The sequence below is a fragment of the Allobosea sp. P1_B10 genome, from assembly GCF_056406735.1.
Map to the genome: position 1 here is coordinate 34,395 of NZ_JBFTZP010000007.1, position 16,120 is coordinate 50,514.

16 protein-coding genes and 1 riboswitch are annotated in these 16,120 nt (G+C 66.3%); of the genes, 6 read left to right on the forward strand and 10 right to left on the reverse strand.

Going from position 1 to position 16,120, the window contains the following annotated elements:
- The 10 genes from AC1D2L_RS15710 to coxB all read right to left on the reverse strand — a co-directional run bounded on the left by AC1D2L_RS15710 (position 1) and on the right by coxB (position 9,453).
- Positions 1-1,344 carry a M16 family metallopeptidase gene (locus AC1D2L_RS15710; RefSeq protein WP_476846824.1) on the reverse strand — a complete coding sequence of 448 codons (1,344 nt, stop codon included), beginning with the start codon at positions 1,342-1,344 and terminating at the stop codon, positions 1-3.
- The gene (gene thrC / locus AC1D2L_RS15715; protein WP_476846825.1) at positions 1,341-2,756 is read right to left on the reverse strand and encodes a threonine synthase; all 1,416 of its coding nucleotides are present in this window, start codon (positions 2,754-2,756) and stop codon (positions 1,341-1,343) included. The genes AC1D2L_RS15710 and thrC overlap by 4 nt, the downstream gene beginning before the upstream one ends.
- A 96-nt stretch (positions 2,757-2,852) precedes the next feature.
- A complete protein-coding gene (locus AC1D2L_RS15720; RefSeq protein WP_476846826.1) occupies positions 2,853-3,620 on the reverse strand; it encodes an SURF1 family protein in 768 nt (255 codons plus the stop codon).
- Positions 3,617-3,991, reverse strand: coding sequence for a DUF983 domain-containing protein (locus tag AC1D2L_RS15725; RefSeq protein WP_476846827.1), 375 nt, complete (start codon positions 3,989-3,991; stop codon positions 3,617-3,619). Before AC1D2L_RS15725 ends, AC1D2L_RS15720 begins: the two co-directional genes overlap by 4 nt.
- A 66-nt stretch (positions 3,992-4,057) precedes the next feature.
- The gene (locus AC1D2L_RS15730; RefSeq protein WP_476846828.1) at positions 4,058-4,921 is read right to left on the reverse strand and encodes a cytochrome c oxidase subunit 3; all 864 of its coding nucleotides are present in this window, start codon (positions 4,919-4,921) and stop codon (positions 4,058-4,060) included.
- A gap of 53 nt (positions 4,922-4,974) precedes the next feature.
- A complete protein-coding gene (locus tag AC1D2L_RS15735) occupies positions 4,975-5,607 on the reverse strand; it encodes a cytochrome c oxidase assembly protein (protein WP_476846829.1) in 633 nt (210 codons plus the stop codon).
- Positions 5,607-5,780, reverse strand: coding sequence for a hypothetical protein (locus AC1D2L_RS15740; RefSeq protein WP_476846830.1), 174 nt, complete (start codon positions 5,778-5,780; stop codon positions 5,607-5,609). The genes AC1D2L_RS15735 and AC1D2L_RS15740 overlap by 1 nt, the downstream gene beginning before the upstream one ends.
- Complete coding sequence (locus tag AC1D2L_RS15745) at positions 5,777-6,721, reverse strand: heme o synthase (RefSeq protein ID WP_476846831.1); 945 nt, start codon at positions 6,719-6,721, stop codon at positions 5,777-5,779. The genes AC1D2L_RS15740 and AC1D2L_RS15745 overlap by 4 nt, the downstream gene beginning before the upstream one ends.
- Before the next feature lie 147 nt (positions 6,722-6,868).
- Positions 6,869-8,500, reverse strand: coding sequence for a cytochrome c oxidase subunit I (gene ctaD, locus AC1D2L_RS15750; protein WP_476846832.1), 1,632 nt, complete (start codon positions 8,498-8,500; stop codon positions 6,869-6,871).
- Between the two features lie 98 nt (positions 8,501-8,598).
- Positions 8,599-9,453 (reverse strand): cytochrome c oxidase subunit II, encoded by an 855-nt coding sequence (coxB, locus tag AC1D2L_RS15755; protein WP_476846833.1) that lies wholly within the window; start codon positions 9,451-9,453, stop codon positions 8,599-8,601.
- A 413-nt stretch (positions 9,454-9,866) separates the two neighbouring features.
- Here coxB and AC1D2L_RS15760 point away from each other — a divergent pair, with 413 nt between their 5' ends.
- The 6 genes from AC1D2L_RS15760 (at position 9,867) to gcvPB (ending at position 15,962) form a co-directional block, all read left to right on the forward strand.
- A complete protein-coding gene (locus AC1D2L_RS15760) occupies positions 9,867-10,355 on the forward strand; it encodes an invasion associated locus B family protein (RefSeq protein WP_476846834.1) in 489 nt (162 codons plus the stop codon).
- Positions 10,352-10,957 (forward strand): hypothetical protein, encoded by a 606-nt coding sequence (locus tag AC1D2L_RS15765; protein WP_476846835.1) that lies wholly within the window; start codon positions 10,352-10,354, stop codon positions 10,955-10,957. Before AC1D2L_RS15760 ends, AC1D2L_RS15765 begins: the two co-directional genes overlap by 4 nt.
- 75 nt (positions 10,958-11,032) lie before the next feature.
- Positions 11,033-11,140: riboswitch (glycine riboswitch) on the forward strand.
- Positions 11,141-11,303: 163 nt separating this feature from the next.
- Positions 11,304-12,467: a glycine cleavage system aminomethyltransferase GcvT gene (gene gcvT / locus AC1D2L_RS15770; protein WP_476846836.1), complete on the forward strand. Its 1,164-nt coding sequence runs from the start codon at positions 11,304-11,306 to the stop codon at positions 12,465-12,467.
- A gap of 38 nt (positions 12,468-12,505) precedes the next feature.
- The gene (gcvH, locus tag AC1D2L_RS15775) at positions 12,506-12,880 is read left to right on the forward strand and encodes a glycine cleavage system protein GcvH (protein ID WP_476846837.1); all 375 of its coding nucleotides are present in this window, start codon (positions 12,506-12,508) and stop codon (positions 12,878-12,880) included.
- A gap of 167 nt (positions 12,881-13,047) precedes the next feature.
- Entirely contained in the window at positions 13,048-14,388 is a 1,341-nt protein-coding gene (gene gcvPA, locus AC1D2L_RS15780; RefSeq protein WP_476846838.1) for an aminomethyl-transferring glycine dehydrogenase subunit GcvPA, read from the forward strand.
- A complete protein-coding gene (gene gcvPB, locus AC1D2L_RS15785; RefSeq protein WP_476846839.1) occupies positions 14,388-15,962 on the forward strand; it encodes an aminomethyl-transferring glycine dehydrogenase subunit GcvPB in 1,575 nt (524 codons plus the stop codon). The genes gcvPA and gcvPB overlap by 1 nt, the downstream gene beginning before the upstream one ends.
- Positions 15,963-16,120: the final 158 nt, after the last annotated feature.

Genomic DNA, 16,120 nt, shown 5'->3' on the forward strand with positions numbered 1-16,120 from the left:
TCAGTCCGCTGCCCGGGCGGCGTGAAGCAGCCGCTTGGCCGCAGGCAGGCCCTGCAGCGGGCCCACGGCCGCGACACTGGGCTGGTGGCCCAGCAGCGAGCGTCCCGCAGCACGGACATCTTCGAGCGTCACCGCATCGAGTCGCGCCGCCAGTTCCTCCCGCGGGATCGCCCGGCCGAAGAGCAGGACCTGGCGGGCCATTTGTTCGAGCTTGCCGCCGGGGCTTTCGAGCGACGCCAGCAGCCCGACCTTCATCTGCGCGCGGGCACGGGCGACTTCGGCCTCGGTGACATCCTCGGCGGCCTGGCGCAGGCAGGCCAGGGCGACATCGATGAGTTCTGCGACGTCGGCGGGCGCCGTACCTGCGCTGATGCCGAAAACGCCGCAATCCGAGAAGGGCCAGTGGAAGGCGTCTACCGCATAAGCCAGGCCGCGCTGCTCGCGCACCTGCTGGAACAGCCGCGACGACAATCCGCCGCCGAGCACCGATGAAAAGACCTGGAGGGCGTAGTGCGCGCCATTGGCGAAGGGCAGGCCCGGGAAGCCGAGAACGAGATGGACCTGCTCCTCGTCGCTCGGGATGCGCGCCTCGCCGCCGACATACTTGCCGGCCTGGCGTTCGGGCAACTGGGCAGGCTTCGGCGGCAGCGACGCAAGGTGCTGCTCGGCGAGCGCCACGAGTTCGTCGTGATCGACGGCGCCCGACGCCGCCAGCACCATGTTGCCGGCGTGGTAATGTCGGGCGAGGTAGGCGCGGATCGCATCCGGGGTGAAGCTCTTGACCGTCTTGGCGGTGCCCAGGATCGGGCGGCCGAGGGGCTGGTTGGGGAAGGCGGCCTCGAGGAAGCGGTCATACACGAGGTCGTCGGGCGTATCCTGGACGGCGCTGATTTCCTGGAGAATGACGCCCTTCTCGCGCTTGAGCTCGTCCTCGGTCAAAGCCGATGCGGTCAGGATATCGGCGAGGATATCGACGGCCAGCGGCAGATCGGAGCCGAGCACGCGCGCGGTGTAGCAGGTGTATTCCACGGAGGTCGCGGCATTGAGGTCGCCGCCGACGCTTTCGATCTCCTCGGCGATGTCGAGCGCGCTGCGTCGCGCGGTCCCCTTGAAGGCCATGTGCTCGAGGAGATGGGCCAGCCCATGTTCATGGGGCAGTTCGTCGCGCGAGCCGGCGCCGATCCAGATGCCCAGCGATACGGTGGCGGCATGCTCCATGTGCTGGGAGACGATGCGCAGGCCGGAGGGCAGTGTGGTCAGCCCGACATCCGGGTCGTGACGGCCCGCTCCATTGGCTGCGGGGGCAGCGATCTCGGCGGCCTCGATCGGCGGGGTCGCGCTCATGCTGCCGCTCCCCTGACGGCGCGGGCATGCTTGCGCACGAACTGCTCGACGGCGCTCTGGTCGTTGGGCAGCAGGGTAAAGCGCTCGGTGCGCTCCATCAGGTCGCCGAGATGGGCCGGCAACTGCGGCGTGATCCCGCTTGCGGCCGAGACGGCGGAGGGGAACTTCGCCGGATGGGCGGTGCCAAGCACGATCATCGGCGTCGCGGGATCCTGCGCGAGCCCGCGCCGGGCGGCGCCGACGCCCACCGCGGTGTGCGGGTCGAGCAGGTAGCCGGCCTCGTCCATCACGCGCTTGATCTCGGCGGCGGTGGCGGCCTCGTCGACCGCGACGGCGTCGAATTCGCTGCGGATGGCGGCAAGCGGCTCAGGCGCGATCTCGAAGCGTCCTGACTGGGCCAGCGACTGCATCAGGCGGCGCACGGCAGCGCCGTCGCGACCATGGACCTCGAACAGTAACCGTTCGAAGTTCGAGGAGATCTGGATGTCCATCGAGGGCGAGGTCGTGGCCGAAACGCCGCGCATCTCATAAGCGCCGCTTTCGAGCGCACGTGCCAGGATGTCGTTGCTGTTCGTGCCAATCAGCAGGCGCTCGATCGGCAGGCCCATGCGCTTGGCGACGAAGCCGGCGAGAACATCGCCGAAATTGCCCGTCGGGACCGCAAACGAGACCTTGCGCGCCGGGGCGCCCAGCGAGACCGCCGATGTGAAGTAGTAGACCACCTGTGCCGCGATGCGCGCCCAGTTGATCGAGTTCACGCCCGACAGGCCGATCTCGTCGCGGAAGGCGTGATGGTTGAACATCGCCTTCAGCAGGTTCTGGCAATCGTCGAACGTGCCTTCCAGCGCGATCGCGTGGACGTTGTCGGCATCGACCGTGGTCATCTGGCGCCGCTGGACGTCGGAGACGCGGCCATGCGGATACAGGATGAAGACGTCGACATTCTTCAGGCCTTTGAAAGCGTCGATAGCCGCGCCGCCCGTATCGCCCGAGGTGGCGCCGATGATCGTGGCGCGCTCGCCGCGCAGCGTCAGAACATGGTCCATCAGCCGTCCGAGCAGCTGCATCGCCACGTCCTTGAAGGCGAGCGTCGGTCCATGGAAGAGTTCGAGCACGAAGAGATTATCGCCGATCTGCGTCAGCGGGCAGACGGCCGGATGCCGGAAGGTCGCATAGGCCTCGGCGATCATCTCCGACAGCGCCTTGCCCTCGATGTCGCCATCCGTCAGTGCGCCGAGCACGCGCTTGGCGACCGCGGCATAGGGCTTGCCCGAGAAGCCGGCGATCTCCGCCGGCGTGATCTGGGGCCAGCTCTGGGGCACGTAAAGTCCGCCATCGCGGGCAAGCCCGGCCAGGAGAGCGTCGGAGAAGGGCAGGGCGGGCGCTTCGCCCCGGGTAGAAATATGCAGCACGGCATTGGTCTCGGTGACTGAGGTCTTTGCTATAGGCCGCCGGGGAGCGAAGGGCAAAGGCACGTTGCAGGGCACGACTTGCCGGCGCTCTCCGGCTTAAGCGGCTTCGCGTGGCCGACGGGACTGCCAGGCAAAGGCGATGAACACGCCGACAAGCGTCAGCGCCAGGCCAAACCAGGTCAAGGCGTAGGACAGATGGTTGTCGGGAATGCGCTCGATCAATTCCTTGGGCGATACGCCGGCGGGCGGAGTCAGCCCGTCGCCCTGCCGCTCAGCTTCCAGATAGAACGGCGCGGCCGGGCCGAGCCCCAGCGAAGCCGCGATCGCAGCAGGGTCGCGCGTGTAGAATTCGCGCTGGGCGGGAAGGTCATTTGGCGTGAACGAGCCGCGTGCCTCCGCCGAGCGCAGGAAGCCCGTGACGGTCGCAGAACCCGAGGCCGCCTTGATCGTGCCCAGGCGGCCTTCCGGCACGAAGCCGCGATTCACGAGGATGACGCCGCCGTCGGCCAATCGAAAGCCCTGGAATATCCACCGGCCGAAGCCGGAGAGCTGGCGCGTTCCCGGTCCGCCTGCGGCGATCGTGGTGCGGACGCCGGCAAAGGTCTCGCCGATGAATTCGCCTTGAGCCGAGACCCGCGTCAGGTCGAGGGCGGCGGGGTCGAGCCCGGCCCAACTGGGCGAAGGCGGCATGGCGGCGGGAACGCCAGCTGCCTGCGCTTCGAGGCGCTCGATGAAGGCCCGCTTCTCGCTCATGCGCGAGAGCTGCCAGCCACCGAGAACGCACAGCACCAGCGCGCCGGCGAAAGTCAGGATTGTGGGCCAGAGCAGGCCCGGACGCATCGCGATCGTAGGGGAAGAGGTCACGAGTCGCGCCTGCCCTCGGCTGCGCTGTGGACATATTGCAGCGAGACCGCGAGCCCTTTCATCGGCCGCAGCAGCCCGAGGCAGACGATAACCGCCAGCGGCAGCCACATCGTCAGGTGCAGCCAGATCGGCGGCTCATAGGCGATCTCGACATAGAGCGCCGCGCCCAGCACGGCGAACCCGGCAATCAGCATGATGAAGACCGCCGGCCCGTCGGCGGAATCCGCGAAGGCGAAGTCGAGGCCGCAGGCGGCGCAGCGCGGCCGGACCTTGAGGTAGCCGTCGAACAGCTTGCCCTCGCCGCAGCGCGGGCAGCGGCCGGCGAGCCCGGTCGAATAGGGCGAAGGCAGCGTGCGCGCGGGCTCGGTCATGATGGCTCCAGAAACTGGAAAGGCGGCCCTGCGGCCGCCTTTCGCAAAACAGGTCGGGCGACCGCGTCAGTGCGCCGCGGCGGCAACAGTGCCGGCGCCCCAGACATAGATCGAGGCGAACAGGAACAGCCAGACCACGTCGACGAAATGCCAGTACCAGGCGGCGAACTCGAAGCCGAGATGCTGCTTCGGCGTGAAGTGGCCGAGATAGGCGCGATACAGGCAGATGGCGAGGAAGATCGTACCGATGACAACGTGGAAGCCGTGGAAACCGGTCGCCATGAAGAAAGTCGAGCCATAGATGTGCCCGCTGAAGCCGAAGCTCGCATGGGAGTATTCGTAGACCTGGCAGATCGTGAACAGCACGCCGAGGACGACGGTTAGCCACAGGCCCTGCTTCAGGCCCTTGCGGTCGCCATGGATCAGCGCATGGTGCGCCCAGGTCACGGTCGTGCCGGAGGTCAGCAGGATCAGGGTGTTCAGCAGCGGCAGGTGCCAGGGATCGAAGGTGGCGATGCCGGTCGGGGGCCAGACGCCGCCGGTGAATTCCTTGCGGGTGTAGTTGATCGCCTCGCCAGCATAGATGCTGGCGTCGAAATAGGCCCAGAACCAGGCGACGAAGAACATCACCTCGGAGGCGATGAACATCAGCATGCCGTAGCGATGATGGATCTGCACGACGCGGGTGTGATGGCCCTCATGCTCGGCTTCGCGGACGACGTCCATCCACCAGGCCAGCATCGTGTAGAGCACGCCTAGCGTGCCGATGCCGAAGACCAGCGGGCCGAGCTTCATGCCGCCCAGCATCATGGCCTTCATCCACATCACCGCGCCGATCGCCATGATCGTGGCGCTGGCGGCACCGACGATCGGCCACGGGCTCGGATCGACGAGATGGTAATCGTGGTGTTTGGTATGGGCCCCGGCCATCGTATCAGTCTCCGCGTCCAACTTTTCGTGCGCAGCGCTAAGCTGCGCCCGTCTTACAGCTTCGTGTTGGCCAAGTCACTTTTAAGCAAGTCACTTTTGGCCGGGTTCGTCTTGGTCTCGCCCACGGTGACGGGTTGTCCCGCCTTCGAGGGGAAATAGGTGTAGGACAGCGTCAACGTCTTGAGCGCGTTGAGGTCCCGGTTTCCGGCGATCTCCGGGTCGATGTAGAACACGACCGGCGCCTCGAGGGTCTCGCCCGGCTGCAGCGTATGCTCCGTGAAGCAGAAGCACTGGATCTTGACGAAATAGGCCGCGCCGTTTTCGGGTGCGATATTGTAGGTTGCGATCCCGGTCGAGGCCCGGTTGGAGCGGTTGGTGATCTTGTAGAACACCGTCTTGGTCTCGCCGACGCGCAGGCTGACCTCCGGGCTCTCCGGCTCGAAGGCCCATCCGAGACCAGGCGCGACATTGGCGTCGAATCGCACAGCCATGCTGCGGTCGAGGATCTGGCCCGCGCCGGCGGTGCCGACCCTGGGCGTGCCGCCGAAGCCCGTCGCCTTGCAGAACATGTCGTAGAGCGGCACGGCCGCGAAGGAGAGGCCGGTCATGCCCATGACGACGCCGGCACAGATCAGCGCGGTGCGCCGCATCCGGTCAGGCTGCTTCGCTAGGGGCTGCTTCTCCATCACAGCGGCCGGTTCATGATCGCCGGACCGGTCTTCACCAGCGTGACGACGAAGAAGAACACCACCAGCCCGAACAGGACGAGCGCCAGCGCCACGGAGCGGCGCCTGCGGCGGGCCATGTCCTCGGGCGAGAACGCGACCGGCACATCGGTCTGCTTGCTGGGCTCGTTCATCCTATCACCTTGGGCAGGGCCCACATCAGCCCGAGGCTGTTCTCGGCGAGAAGGACGACGAAGAGCAGGAACAGGTACAAGATCGAGAAGCCGAACATGGTGTAGCAGGCCTTGTTGCCGGCTTCGCCCTCGGGGGTGACGAGCACGCGCACGGCAAGGCCGATCATGGCCAGTCCGGTCGAGACCGAGACGACGAGATAGAGCAGCCCGCCGAAGCCCATCAGCGCGGGCAGCACGGCGACGGGCGCCATCACCAGTGCATAGGCCAGGATCTGGCGCTTGGTCGAGGCGGCACCGGCGACATTGGGCATCATCGGGATGCCGGCGCGCGCGTAGTCGGCCGACTTCACCACCGCGAGCGACCAGAAATGCGGGGGAGTCCAAAGGAAGATGATCGCGAACAGGACGATCGAGTGCCAGCCGAGATCGCCGGTGACGACGGCTTCGCCGATCATAGGCGGGAAGGCGCCGGCGGCACCGCCGATGACGATGTTCTGCGCCGTCGAGCGCTTCAGCCACATCGAGTAGATCACGGCGTAGAAGAAGATCGTGAAGGCGAGCAGCCCGGCTGCGAGCACATTGGTGATCAGGCCGAGCACGAGCACCGAGCCGACCGAGAGGGTCAGGCCGAAGGCGAGCGCCTCCGAACGCGCGATGCGTCCATCCGGGATCGGGCGCTTCGCGGTGCGCTTCATCAACGCGTCGATATCCGCGTCGTACCACATGTTGAGGCAGCCCGACGCGCCGGCGCCGACGGCAATGGCGAGCAGGGCCGCAAAGCCGAGCACCGGATGCACCGAGCCCGGAGCGGTTGCCATGCCGGTCAGCGCCGTGAGCACGACGAGCGACATCAACCGCGGCTTCAGCAGCGCGAAGAAATCGCGCGCCTCTCCGGGGGAGACGGTCAGGCCGTCAGTGCGGGTTTCGAACGCAGCGGACATGTGTCGGGTTGTCTTCGTACTCGTGAAACAGCGCCCTTGGGCGCGCGGGTCTTCGCGGTCGGGGTTTTGCCGCCCGTCTCCGGAACGCCTCTGCCGGGGCGCTCGGGGGAAGGGCGGCGGCGGGCCGTGGGCCCGCCGCCGGAGAACTCAGTGATCCGAGCCGACGATGCGCGGCAGGGTCTCGAACTGGTGGAACGGAGGCGGCGAGGGCAGCGTCCATTCCAGCGTGGTGGCGCCTTCGCCCCACGGATTGTCGCCTGCAAGCTGCTTCTTCGAGAAGGCGGTCCAGATGCCGAAGAAGAAGATCAGCAGGCCGAAGGCGAAGATGTACGAGCCGATCGACGAGACGAAATGCCACCCGGCGAATGCCTCGGGATAGTCGACATAGTGACGCGGCATGCCGGCGAGGCCGAGGAAGTGCTGCGGGAAGAACAGCACGTTGGCGCCGATGAACGCGACCCAGAAGTGGAGGTGGCCGATCCAGTCCGGGATCACATAGCCGCTCATCTTCGGGAACCAGTAGTAGAAGCCCGCGAAGATGCCGAACACGGCGCCCAGCGACAGCACGTAGTGGAAGTGCGCCACCACGTAGTAGGTCGCATGCAGCGAGCGGTCGACACCGGCATTGGCCAGCACGACGCCGGTGACGCCGCCGACGGTGAACAGGAAGATGAAGCCGATCGCCCAGATCATCGGTGCGGTGAAGCGGATCGAGCCTCCCCACATCGTCGCGATCCAGGAGAAGATCTTGATGCCCGTCGGCACCGCGATGACCATCGTCGCGAACACGAAGTAGCGCTGCGTGTTGAGCGAGAGGCCTGCGGTGTACATGTGGTGAGCCCACACGATGAAGCCGACGACGCCGATCGCGACCATGGCGTAGGCCATGCCGAGATAGCCGAAGATGGGCTTCTTCGAGAAGGTCGAGATGATGTGGCTGATGATGCCGAAGGCCGGCAGGATCATGATGTACACTTCGGGGTGACCGAAGAACCAGAACAGGTGCTGGTACAGGATCGGGTCGCCGCCGCCGGCCGGGTCATAGAAGGTCGTGCCGAAGTTGCGGTCGGTCAGCAGCATGGTGATCGCGCCGGCCAGCACCGGCAGCGCCAGCAGCAGCAGGAACGCGGTCACCAGAACGCCCCAGGCGAACAGCGGCATCTTGTGCATGGTCATGCCAGGCGCGCGCATGTTCAGGATGGTGGTGATGAAGTTGATCGCGCCCAGGATCGAGGCAGCGCCCGCAAGATGAAGCGAGAAGATGCCGAAATCGACCGACGGGCCCGGGTGGCCGCTGGAGGAGAACGGCGGATAGATTGTCCAGCCGGTGCCGACGCCGTGAGCGCCCGGAGCGCCTTCGACGAACATCGAGATGATCATCAGGATGAAGGCGGCGACCGTCAGCCAGAACGAGATATTGTTCATGCGCGGGAAGGCCATGTCCGGCGCGCCGATCATCAGCGGCACGAACCAGTTGCCGAAGCCGCCGATGACGGCGGGCATGACCATGAAGAAGATCATGATCAGGCCGTGGCCGGTCACGAAGACGTTGTAGCTCTGGCCATTGGCGAAGATCTGGAGGCCGGGCTCCTGGAGCTCGATGCGCATCATGATCGACAGGAAGCCGCCGACGAGGCCCGCCATGATCGAGAAGCACAGATAGAGCGTCCCGATGTCCTTGTGGTTGGTCGACAAGAGCCAGCGGCGCCAACCGGTCGGGTTGGCGTGGTGGGCCGCGTCATGTCCGTGGCCGTGGGCGTCGTGTGCCGCTGTTGCCATGGGGGTTAGTCTCCTTTTGCGAAAACGTCTTCGCACAGTCGGTCGATCAGGGGCGGCGCGGCCAAAAACGACCCGCGCCGGAGGAAAGATTCAGTCGCTTACTCGGTCGCAGCCGCGACCTTGCCGGCCGCGTCGCCCGCATTGGCGAACTTCTTCTTCGAATCGGCGAGCCAGGCAGCATATTTCTCGGCGCTGACGACGCGGAACGCGATCGGCATATAGGCGTGGTTCTGGCCGCAGATGAACGAGCACTGGCCATAATAGATGCCTTCGCGATCGGCCTTGAACCATGTCTCGTTCAGGCGGCCGGGGATCGCGTCGATCTTAACGCCAAAAGACGGCACGGTGAACTTGTGGATCACGTCGGCGCCGGTGACCTGCACGCGGACGATCTTGCCGACGGGCACCACGGCCTCGTTATCGACGGCCAGCAGCTTGGGGGCCTCGGCAGCGGGGATCCTGTTGCTGCTGATGGCTTCGGCGCGTTGCTTCTCGTCGAGCATCACCGAATCGAAGCCGAAGGCGCCGCCGTCCTGCGGGTACTCATAGGACCAGTACCACTGCTTGCCGGTCACCTTCACGGTGAGGTCGGCCTGCGGGATCTCGAGCTGCAGCTTGAGCAGGCGGAAGGAGGGGATCGCGACGACCACCAGGATGAGGACCGGGATGACCGTCCAGGCGACTTCGAGCAGCGCGTTATGCGTCGTCTTCGAGGGCACCGGGTTGCGCTTCTCGCTGAAGCGCCAGCCGACATAGATCAGCAGGGCCAGCACGAAGAGCGTGATCACGAAGATGATGACGTTCAGCCAGTCATGGAACCAATGAATATAGGCCGCGACCTCGGTTGCTGCGCCCTGCAGGTCCATCTGCCACGGGCTGGGCATTCCGAACCCGGCAAGCGCGGAGGTCGGCATGAGCGCCGTCGCGCCGGCGGCGAGTGCCGCGGCTGCCATGATTGCAAGCGTCCTGCTCAGAAATCGCATCGGTCCGACCTAGCTCCTCATTATGCCCGCTTCGGATCGCCCTGATCGAAAAAGGGACCCGCGCGCGACAGGGCGCCGCCCTGCGGCTTGGCCCTGCTCTTCGGCATTGCGATAAATCAAAGATCACGCTTGCGCCAGAGGGGCAATGCGGGCCTTGAACGCATGCCATGCGGCATAATCACGCTAGGACGGATGTCAGCGAAGCGCGGAATCGGGCTGTCGCCTTGACAGGAGAGGGCCTGCATGGTCCCAACGCAGGCGTGATTTAGGCGCCTATGGCGCGCATTGTGGCGCAGGTCGGCAATTTGCCCGATTTGACGCCCTTAGTCGTCAGGCCCGATGGCGGGCGCCGGTTTGGAGGTTAGGCAAGGATGGGCAGGATCATGGGATTCGCCGTCGCGACAGCGTTGGCAGCCTGGGGTCTCGTCGGCACGGCACTGGCCCAGGGGGCGGTGAAGTCGACGCATGGTGACTGGCAGATGCGCTGTGAAGTGCCGCCGGGAGCCAAGACCGAACAATGCGCACTCGTGCAGAATGTCGCGGCCGAGGACCGGCCGAACCTGACGCTGCTCGTGATCGCGCTCAAGACGGCCGACCAGAAGAGCCGGCTGCTGCGCGTCGTCGCGCCGCTCGGCGTTCTCCTGCCTTCTGGCCTGGGCCTCAAGATCGACGACAAGGACATCGGCCGCGCCGGCTTCGTGCGCTGCCTGACGACCGGCTGCGTCGCCGAGGTCGTGATGGATGACGCGCTGCTCGGACAGCTCAAGGCCGGCAAGAGCGCTACCTTCATCGTGTTCCAGACTCCTGAAGAGGGGGTGGGTATTCCGGTTTCGCTGGATGGCTTTGGCCCGGGCGTGGAGACTTTGCCGTGATCGCTACGACTTTCCTTTCTCCGAGGCTTCTGGCCCTGCCGGTTCTCGCGCTTGCCCTGTCGGGCTGCGGCTCCTCGGGCTCGTCCCAGGGCGGCGGCGCCCTCCAGACGCTGGGCAATGTCGTGATGTTCCAGTCGACCACGCCGCCGGAGCCGATGGCGCTTCCGACGCAGGGCGAGGGCGAACTGACCTGCCCGCAGGTCGTGATCGCCGATGGCGGCGCGGCGATCCGCGCCCAGACCGGGCCTGACAGCGGCAGCCTGCGTCACCAGATCTCGATCCTCCAGGTGGCTCGTGAATGCACGCCCACCAGCGGTGGCGGCTTCACGCTCAAGGTGGGCGTCGAGGGGCGCGTCCTGCTCGGACCGGCCGGCAGCCCCGGCAGCTATTACGCCACGCTCGGCACGCAGGTCCTGCGCGGCACCAATGTCGTCGCGCGCCGCAGTTCGCGCGTCGGCGGTACCGTGCCGTCGGGCCAGGGCGGCAGCGATTTCAGCTTCGTCGAGGAGGGCATCGTCGTCCCGCCCGGCCGCGGCGAGGTCGAGGTCATCGTCAACCTGACCCCGGGCGGCGCAGCCCCGGCACAGCGTCGCCGTAGATAAGAGCGGCATTGCAGCAAAAGAGGGCTGCGGCGCGATTGACTCGGGCGCGCCCTCTTGTATCTCTCACCTCAGCCGCACATCCCCGCGGGAGAGACCGGGCTCGGACGACCATTCAGGTCCGATCCCGGCGCCGAAGGCGCAACCGCCCCGGAAACGCTCAGGCACACGGACCGCGTGGGATTTGGCACTCTGGAAAGCGGCGGAAGCGATTCCGCCCACCGACGGGTGTAACCTGCCTTGGCTCGACTGAGCCGTGGCGGGGAAATCTCTCAGGTCCCAAGACAGAGGGGGCATGTTCCGGACAAATCCGTCCGGGGCTTGCGCTCGACTCTGGAAGGGGCCGTCCATGGCTGCCGAATACGATAACGCGAGCGCTGCTGCGCCGCCCGATGCCCCCATACTCAAGACGCCGCTTCACGTGCGCCATGTCGCGCTCGGCGCCCGTATGGTCCCCTTTGCCGGCTACGACATGCCGGTCCAGTATCCGACCGGCATCCTGACCGAGCATAACTGGACCCGCGAGCAGGCGGGTCTCTTCGATGTCTCCCATATGGGCCAGGCCTTCCTGATCGGTCCCGATCACGAGACGACGGCGCGTGCGCTCGAGGCGCTGATCCCCGCCGACATCCTCAATCTCGCCCCCGGCAAGCAGCGCTACTCGCAGTTGCTGAACGAGGAGGGCGGCATCCTCGACGACCTGATGGTGACGCGCTCGATCGATCCCGACGAGGACGGCGCGCTCTATCTGGTGGTCAACGCCGCCTGCAAGAACGAGGACTACCCTCATATCGAGGCGCGGCTGCCCGCCAACGTTAAGCTGGTGCGTGCCGAGCATCGCGGCTTGATCGCGCTGCAGGGGCCCGCAGCGTCTGCGGCTCTCGCCGCGCTGGCGCCCGAGGCCGCCGACATGGCCTTTATGTCGTCGCGCACGATGAAGGTCGCGGGCATCAAGGCGAATGTCAGCCGCTCCGGATATACCGGCGAGGATGGCTATGAGATTTCCGCCGCTGCCAGCAAGATCGGCGAGATCTGGGATACGCTGCTGCTCGACGCCCGGGTCAAGCCGATCGGGCTCGGCGCGCGCGATTCGCTGCGTCTCGAAGCGGGCTTGTGCCTCTACGGGCACGATATCGACACCACGACGTCGCCGGTCGAGGGCGCGCTTACCTGGTCGATCCAGAAGCGCCGTCGCGAGGAAGGTGGCTTCCCCGGAGCCGCGCGCATCCAGCGGGAGTTCGCGGAGGGCACGTCGCGTGTCCGCGTCGGCCTGCTGCCGGAGGGGCGTGCACCGGCCCGCGAGGGCGCCGATATCGCCACGGCCGACGGCACCGTCATCGGCAAGGTCACCTCGGGCGGCTTCGGGCCGACCCTGAACGCGCCCTGCGCCATGGGCTATGTCGACAAGGCCCACAGCGAGCCTGGTACGCGGCTCGACCTGCTCGTGCGCGGTAAGGCGCTGCCGGCTGTCGTGGCGAAAATGCCCTTCGTGCCCAACGGCTACAAGCGCTGATTTTTCCTGATTTTCTCGATTTCTACGGAGACACCACCATGGCCGAGACCCGCTACACCAAGGACCACGAATATATCCGCATCGAAGGCGACACCGGCACCGTCGGCATCTCCGACTATGCCCAGTCGCAGCTTGGCGACGTCGTCTTCGTCGAGCTTCCCGCCATCGGCAAGTCGGTTTCGAAGGGCGGCGAAGCCGCCGTCGTCGAGAGCGTTAAGGCAGCGTCGGAAGTCTATGCGCCGGTCTCCGGCGAGGTCGTGGCCGTCAACAGCGATCTCGAGGCGGCGCCCGGCGCGGTCAACGAGGATCCCGCCGGCAAGGGCTGGTTCGTCAAGCTCAAGCTCACCAATGCGGCAGAGCTGGAGGGCCTGATGAGCGAGGCCGAGTACCAGGATTACGTGAAGTCGCTCTGAGGGGCCGCATCATCCCGCACGCGTCGCAGCGCACAACGCTGCTGCGCGGGTGCGGGACTGCACTCTCGACACGGCGCCTTCTCGTCGCACGGTCCCGTGCCTGCGCTGTGGCATTGCATGCCGCGGCGCGCACGGGATGACACTCAGCACACACGGACTCAAACCCCATGCGCTATCTCCCCCTGACCGATACCGACCGCGAGGACATGCTCGCGCGGATCGGTGTTCCCGATGTCGACGCGCTGTTCAGCGACGTGCCGTCCGGCCATCTGCTGAAGGCTCCGCTCGATCTGCCGCGCGCCAAGGGCGAGCTCGAAGTCGAGCGCATTCTGGGCCGCATGGCGGGGCGCAACGTCTCGGCGTCGTCGGTCCCGTTCTTTGTCGGCGCGGGGGCGTACAAGCACCATGTCCCGGCGACCGTTGACCACCTGATCCAGCGCTCGGAATTCCTGACGAGCTACACGCCCTACCAGCCCGAGATCGCGCAGGGCACGCTGCAATACCTCTTCGAGTTCCAGACGCAGATCGCGGCCCTGACCGGCATGGAGGTTGCCAACGCCTCGATGTATGACGGCTCGACCGGCACCGCCGAGGCCGTGCTGATGGCCCACCGCGTCACCAGGCGTCGCAAGGCCGTGCTCTCTGGGGGCCTGCACCCCCATTACGGCGATGTCGTTCGCACGATCTCGGAGATGGCGAGCGACGACATCGTCACCATGCCGCCGGACGTTTCGGCCAACGAGGACATCCTCTCCCGGATCGACGACGAGACCTCCTGCGTCGTCGTCCAGAACCCCGACGTCTTCGGCAACCTGCGCGATCTCACCCCGATCGCCGAGAAGGCGCACGCCCATGGCGCGCTGCTGATCGCGGTGTTCACCGAGGTCGTCTCGCTTGGCGCCATCGTGCCGCCTGGCGCCATGGGCGCCGACATCGTCGTCGGCGAAGGCCAGTCGATCGGCAATGCCCTTAACTTCGGCGGGCCCTATGTCGGCCTCTTCGCCGCCAAGTCGAAATATCTGCGCCAGATGCCGGGCCGGCTCTGCGGCGAGACCGTCGATTCGACGGGCCAGCGCGGCTTCGTGCTGACGCTCTCGACCCGCGAGCAGCATATCCGCCGCGACAAGGCGACCTCCAACATCTGCACCAATTCCGGCCTCTGCGTGCTGGCCTTCACCATCCACATGACGCTGCTCGGCCAGGCCGGCCTTGCGCGGCTGGCCGAGGTCAACCACGCCAACGCGGTCAAGCTCGCCGATCATCTGGCGGGTGTGAAGGGCGTCGAGTTCCTCAACGAGAGCTTCTTCAACGAATTCACGCTGAAACTCTCCAAGCCTGCGGCCGAAGTCGTCGAGGCGCTGGCCGAACGCGGCATCCTCGCCGGCGTGCCGGTCTCGCGTCTGCTGCCGGATGCCGGGCTCGACGATCTCCTGATCGTGGCCAATACCGAAATCAATACGGATGACGATCGGGCGGCCTTCGTGGCAGCGCTCGCGGAGGTGCTGTGATGCTGAACCGTCAGGGACGTCCCACCCAGGCCGGTGAGGCCTTACATGAGCAGCACCCGACCTTCACCGGTAACAAGGCCCTCCAGCAGATCGAGCCCCTGATCTTCGAGATCGGCCATCACGAGACCACGGGCGTGGACATCGATGCGCCCAAGCCATTCAAGTCGCGGCTCGGTCCGCATGCGCGCAAGGGCGAGATCGGGCTGCCCGGCCTGTCCGAGCCCGAGACGATGCGCCACTATGTGCGCCTGAGCCAGAAGAACTACGGCATCGATACCGGGCTGTTCCCGCTCGGCTCCTGCACAATGAAGCACAATGCCCGCCTCAACGAGAAGATGGCGCGTCTGCCGGGCTTCTCCGACGTGCATCCGCTCCAGGCGGTCTCGACCGTGCCGGGCGCGCTCGAGCTCATGCTCGATCTCTCGCGCTACCTCATGACCCTGACCGGCATGCCGGCCGTGGCGCTCTCCCCGAAGGCCGGTGCCCATGGCGAGGCCTGCGGCATGATGGCGATCAAGGCCGCCATCGCCGCCAAGGGCGAGTCCGCCACCCGCAACGTCGTGCTGGTGCCGGAATCGGCGCATGGCACCAACCCGGCCACTGCCGCCCTGATCGGCTTCAGCGTGAAGTCGGTGCCGGCGCGCGCGGATGGCACGGTCGCGGTCGAGGACGTCAAGGCGCTGCTCGGGCCCGACATCGCCGCGATCATGCTGACCAATCCCAACACCTGCGGCATCTTCGAGCCGCAGATCGTCGAGATTGCCGCCGCCATGCATGAGGCCGGCGCCTATTTCTACTGCGACGGCGCCAACTTCAACGCGATCGTCGGCAAGGCGAAGCCGGGCGATCTCGGCGTCGACGCCATGCACATCAACCTGCACAAGACCTTCTCGACGCCCCACGGCGGCGGCGGTCCCGGTGCCGGTCCGGTGGTCCTGTCGGCCCGTCTGGCGCCCTATGCGCCCGTCCCGTTCATCCATCTCGATGGCAGCGCGCCGCGCCTGGTCGAGAACAAGGCGGACGCGCCGGAGGGCAACGCACCCTTCGGTCGCATCACCGCCTTCCACGGTCAGATGGGCATGTATGTCCGCGCTCTTGCCTACATGCTCAGCCACGGCTCGGACGGCATGAAGCAGGCCTCCGAGGATGCGGTCCTCAACGCCAACTACATCCGCGCCGGCCTGGCCGACCTGATGTCGATGCCGTTCCCGGACCACCCCTCGATGCATGAGGCGCTGTTCGACGACGACTGGCTGAAGGGCACCGGCGTCTCGACGCTCGACTTCGCCAAGGCGATGATCGACGAGGGCTACCACCCGATGACGGTCTATTTCCCGCTGGTCGTCCATGGCGCGATGCTGATCGAACCGACCGAGTCGGAATCGAAGGCGTCTCTCGACCTGTTCATCGCAACGCTGCGGGATCTCGCCATGGCGGCCAAGGGCAATGACAAGGCGCGCTTTACCGCCGCGCCGCATCATGCCCCGATCCGTCGCCTCGACGAGACCCGCGCCGCGCGCCAGCCGGTGCTGAAATGGGTCAAGCCGCAGCCGGTCGCCGAGGCGGCGGAGTAATCCGCCGCTCGGTAGAAACGTAGCGACGACGCAATTCGGGTTGGTTCTGCGAGAGCCCTCCCGGATTGCCCCTCTCCGCTTACAGTGACGATCTGGCGAGCGCGGGCTTCGGGTAAGGAAATCCGCGCTGCCTTAAGGCTTCCTTGACCATGTGCGAG

Excerpts from the sequence above, each read along its gene's own strand:
- AC1D2L_RS15710 (WP_476846824.1), bottom strand. The coding sequence starts at position 1,344 with ATGAGCGCGACCCCGCCGATCGAGGCCGCCGAGATCGCTGCCCCCGCA.
- AC1D2L_RS15725 (WP_476846827.1), bottom strand. The coding sequence starts at position 3,991 with ATGACCGAGCCCGCGCGCACGCTGCCTTCGCCCTATTCGACCGGGCTC.
- AC1D2L_RS15730 (WP_476846828.1), bottom strand. The coding sequence starts at position 4,921 with ATGGCCGGGGCCCATACCAAACACCACGATTACCATCTCGTCGATCCG.
- AC1D2L_RS15735 (WP_476846829.1), bottom strand. The coding sequence starts at position 5,607 with ATGGAGAAGCAGCCCCTAGCGAAGCAGCCTGACCGGATGCGGCGCACC.
- AC1D2L_RS15740 (WP_476846830.1), bottom strand. The coding sequence starts at position 5,780 with ATGAACGAGCCCAGCAAGCAGACCGATGTGCCGGTCGCGTTCTCGCCC.
- AC1D2L_RS15745 (WP_476846831.1), bottom strand. The coding sequence starts at position 6,721 with ATGTCCGCTGCGTTCGAAACCCGCACTGACGGCCTGACCGTCTCCCCC.
- ctaD (WP_476846832.1), bottom strand. The coding sequence starts at position 8,500 with ATGGCAACAGCGGCACACGACGCCCACGGCCACGGACATGACGCGGCC.
- coxB (WP_476846833.1), bottom strand. The coding sequence starts at position 9,453 with ATGGCAGCCGCGGCACTCGCCGCCGGCGCGACGGCGCTCATGCCGACC.
- AC1D2L_RS15760 (WP_476846834.1), top strand. The coding sequence starts at position 9,867 with ATGGGATTCGCCGTCGCGACAGCGTTGGCAGCCTGGGGTCTCGTCGGC.
- gcvT (WP_476846836.1), top strand. The coding sequence starts at position 11,304 with ATGGCTGCCGAATACGATAACGCGAGCGCTGCTGCGCCGCCCGATGCC.
- gcvH (WP_476846837.1), top strand. The coding sequence starts at position 12,506 with ATGGCCGAGACCCGCTACACCAAGGACCACGAATATATCCGCATCGAA.
- gcvPA (WP_476846838.1), top strand. The coding sequence starts at position 13,048 with ATGCGCTATCTCCCCCTGACCGATACCGACCGCGAGGACATGCTCGCG.
- gcvPB (WP_476846839.1), top strand. The coding sequence starts at position 14,388 with ATGCTGAACCGTCAGGGACGTCCCACCCAGGCCGGTGAGGCCTTACAT.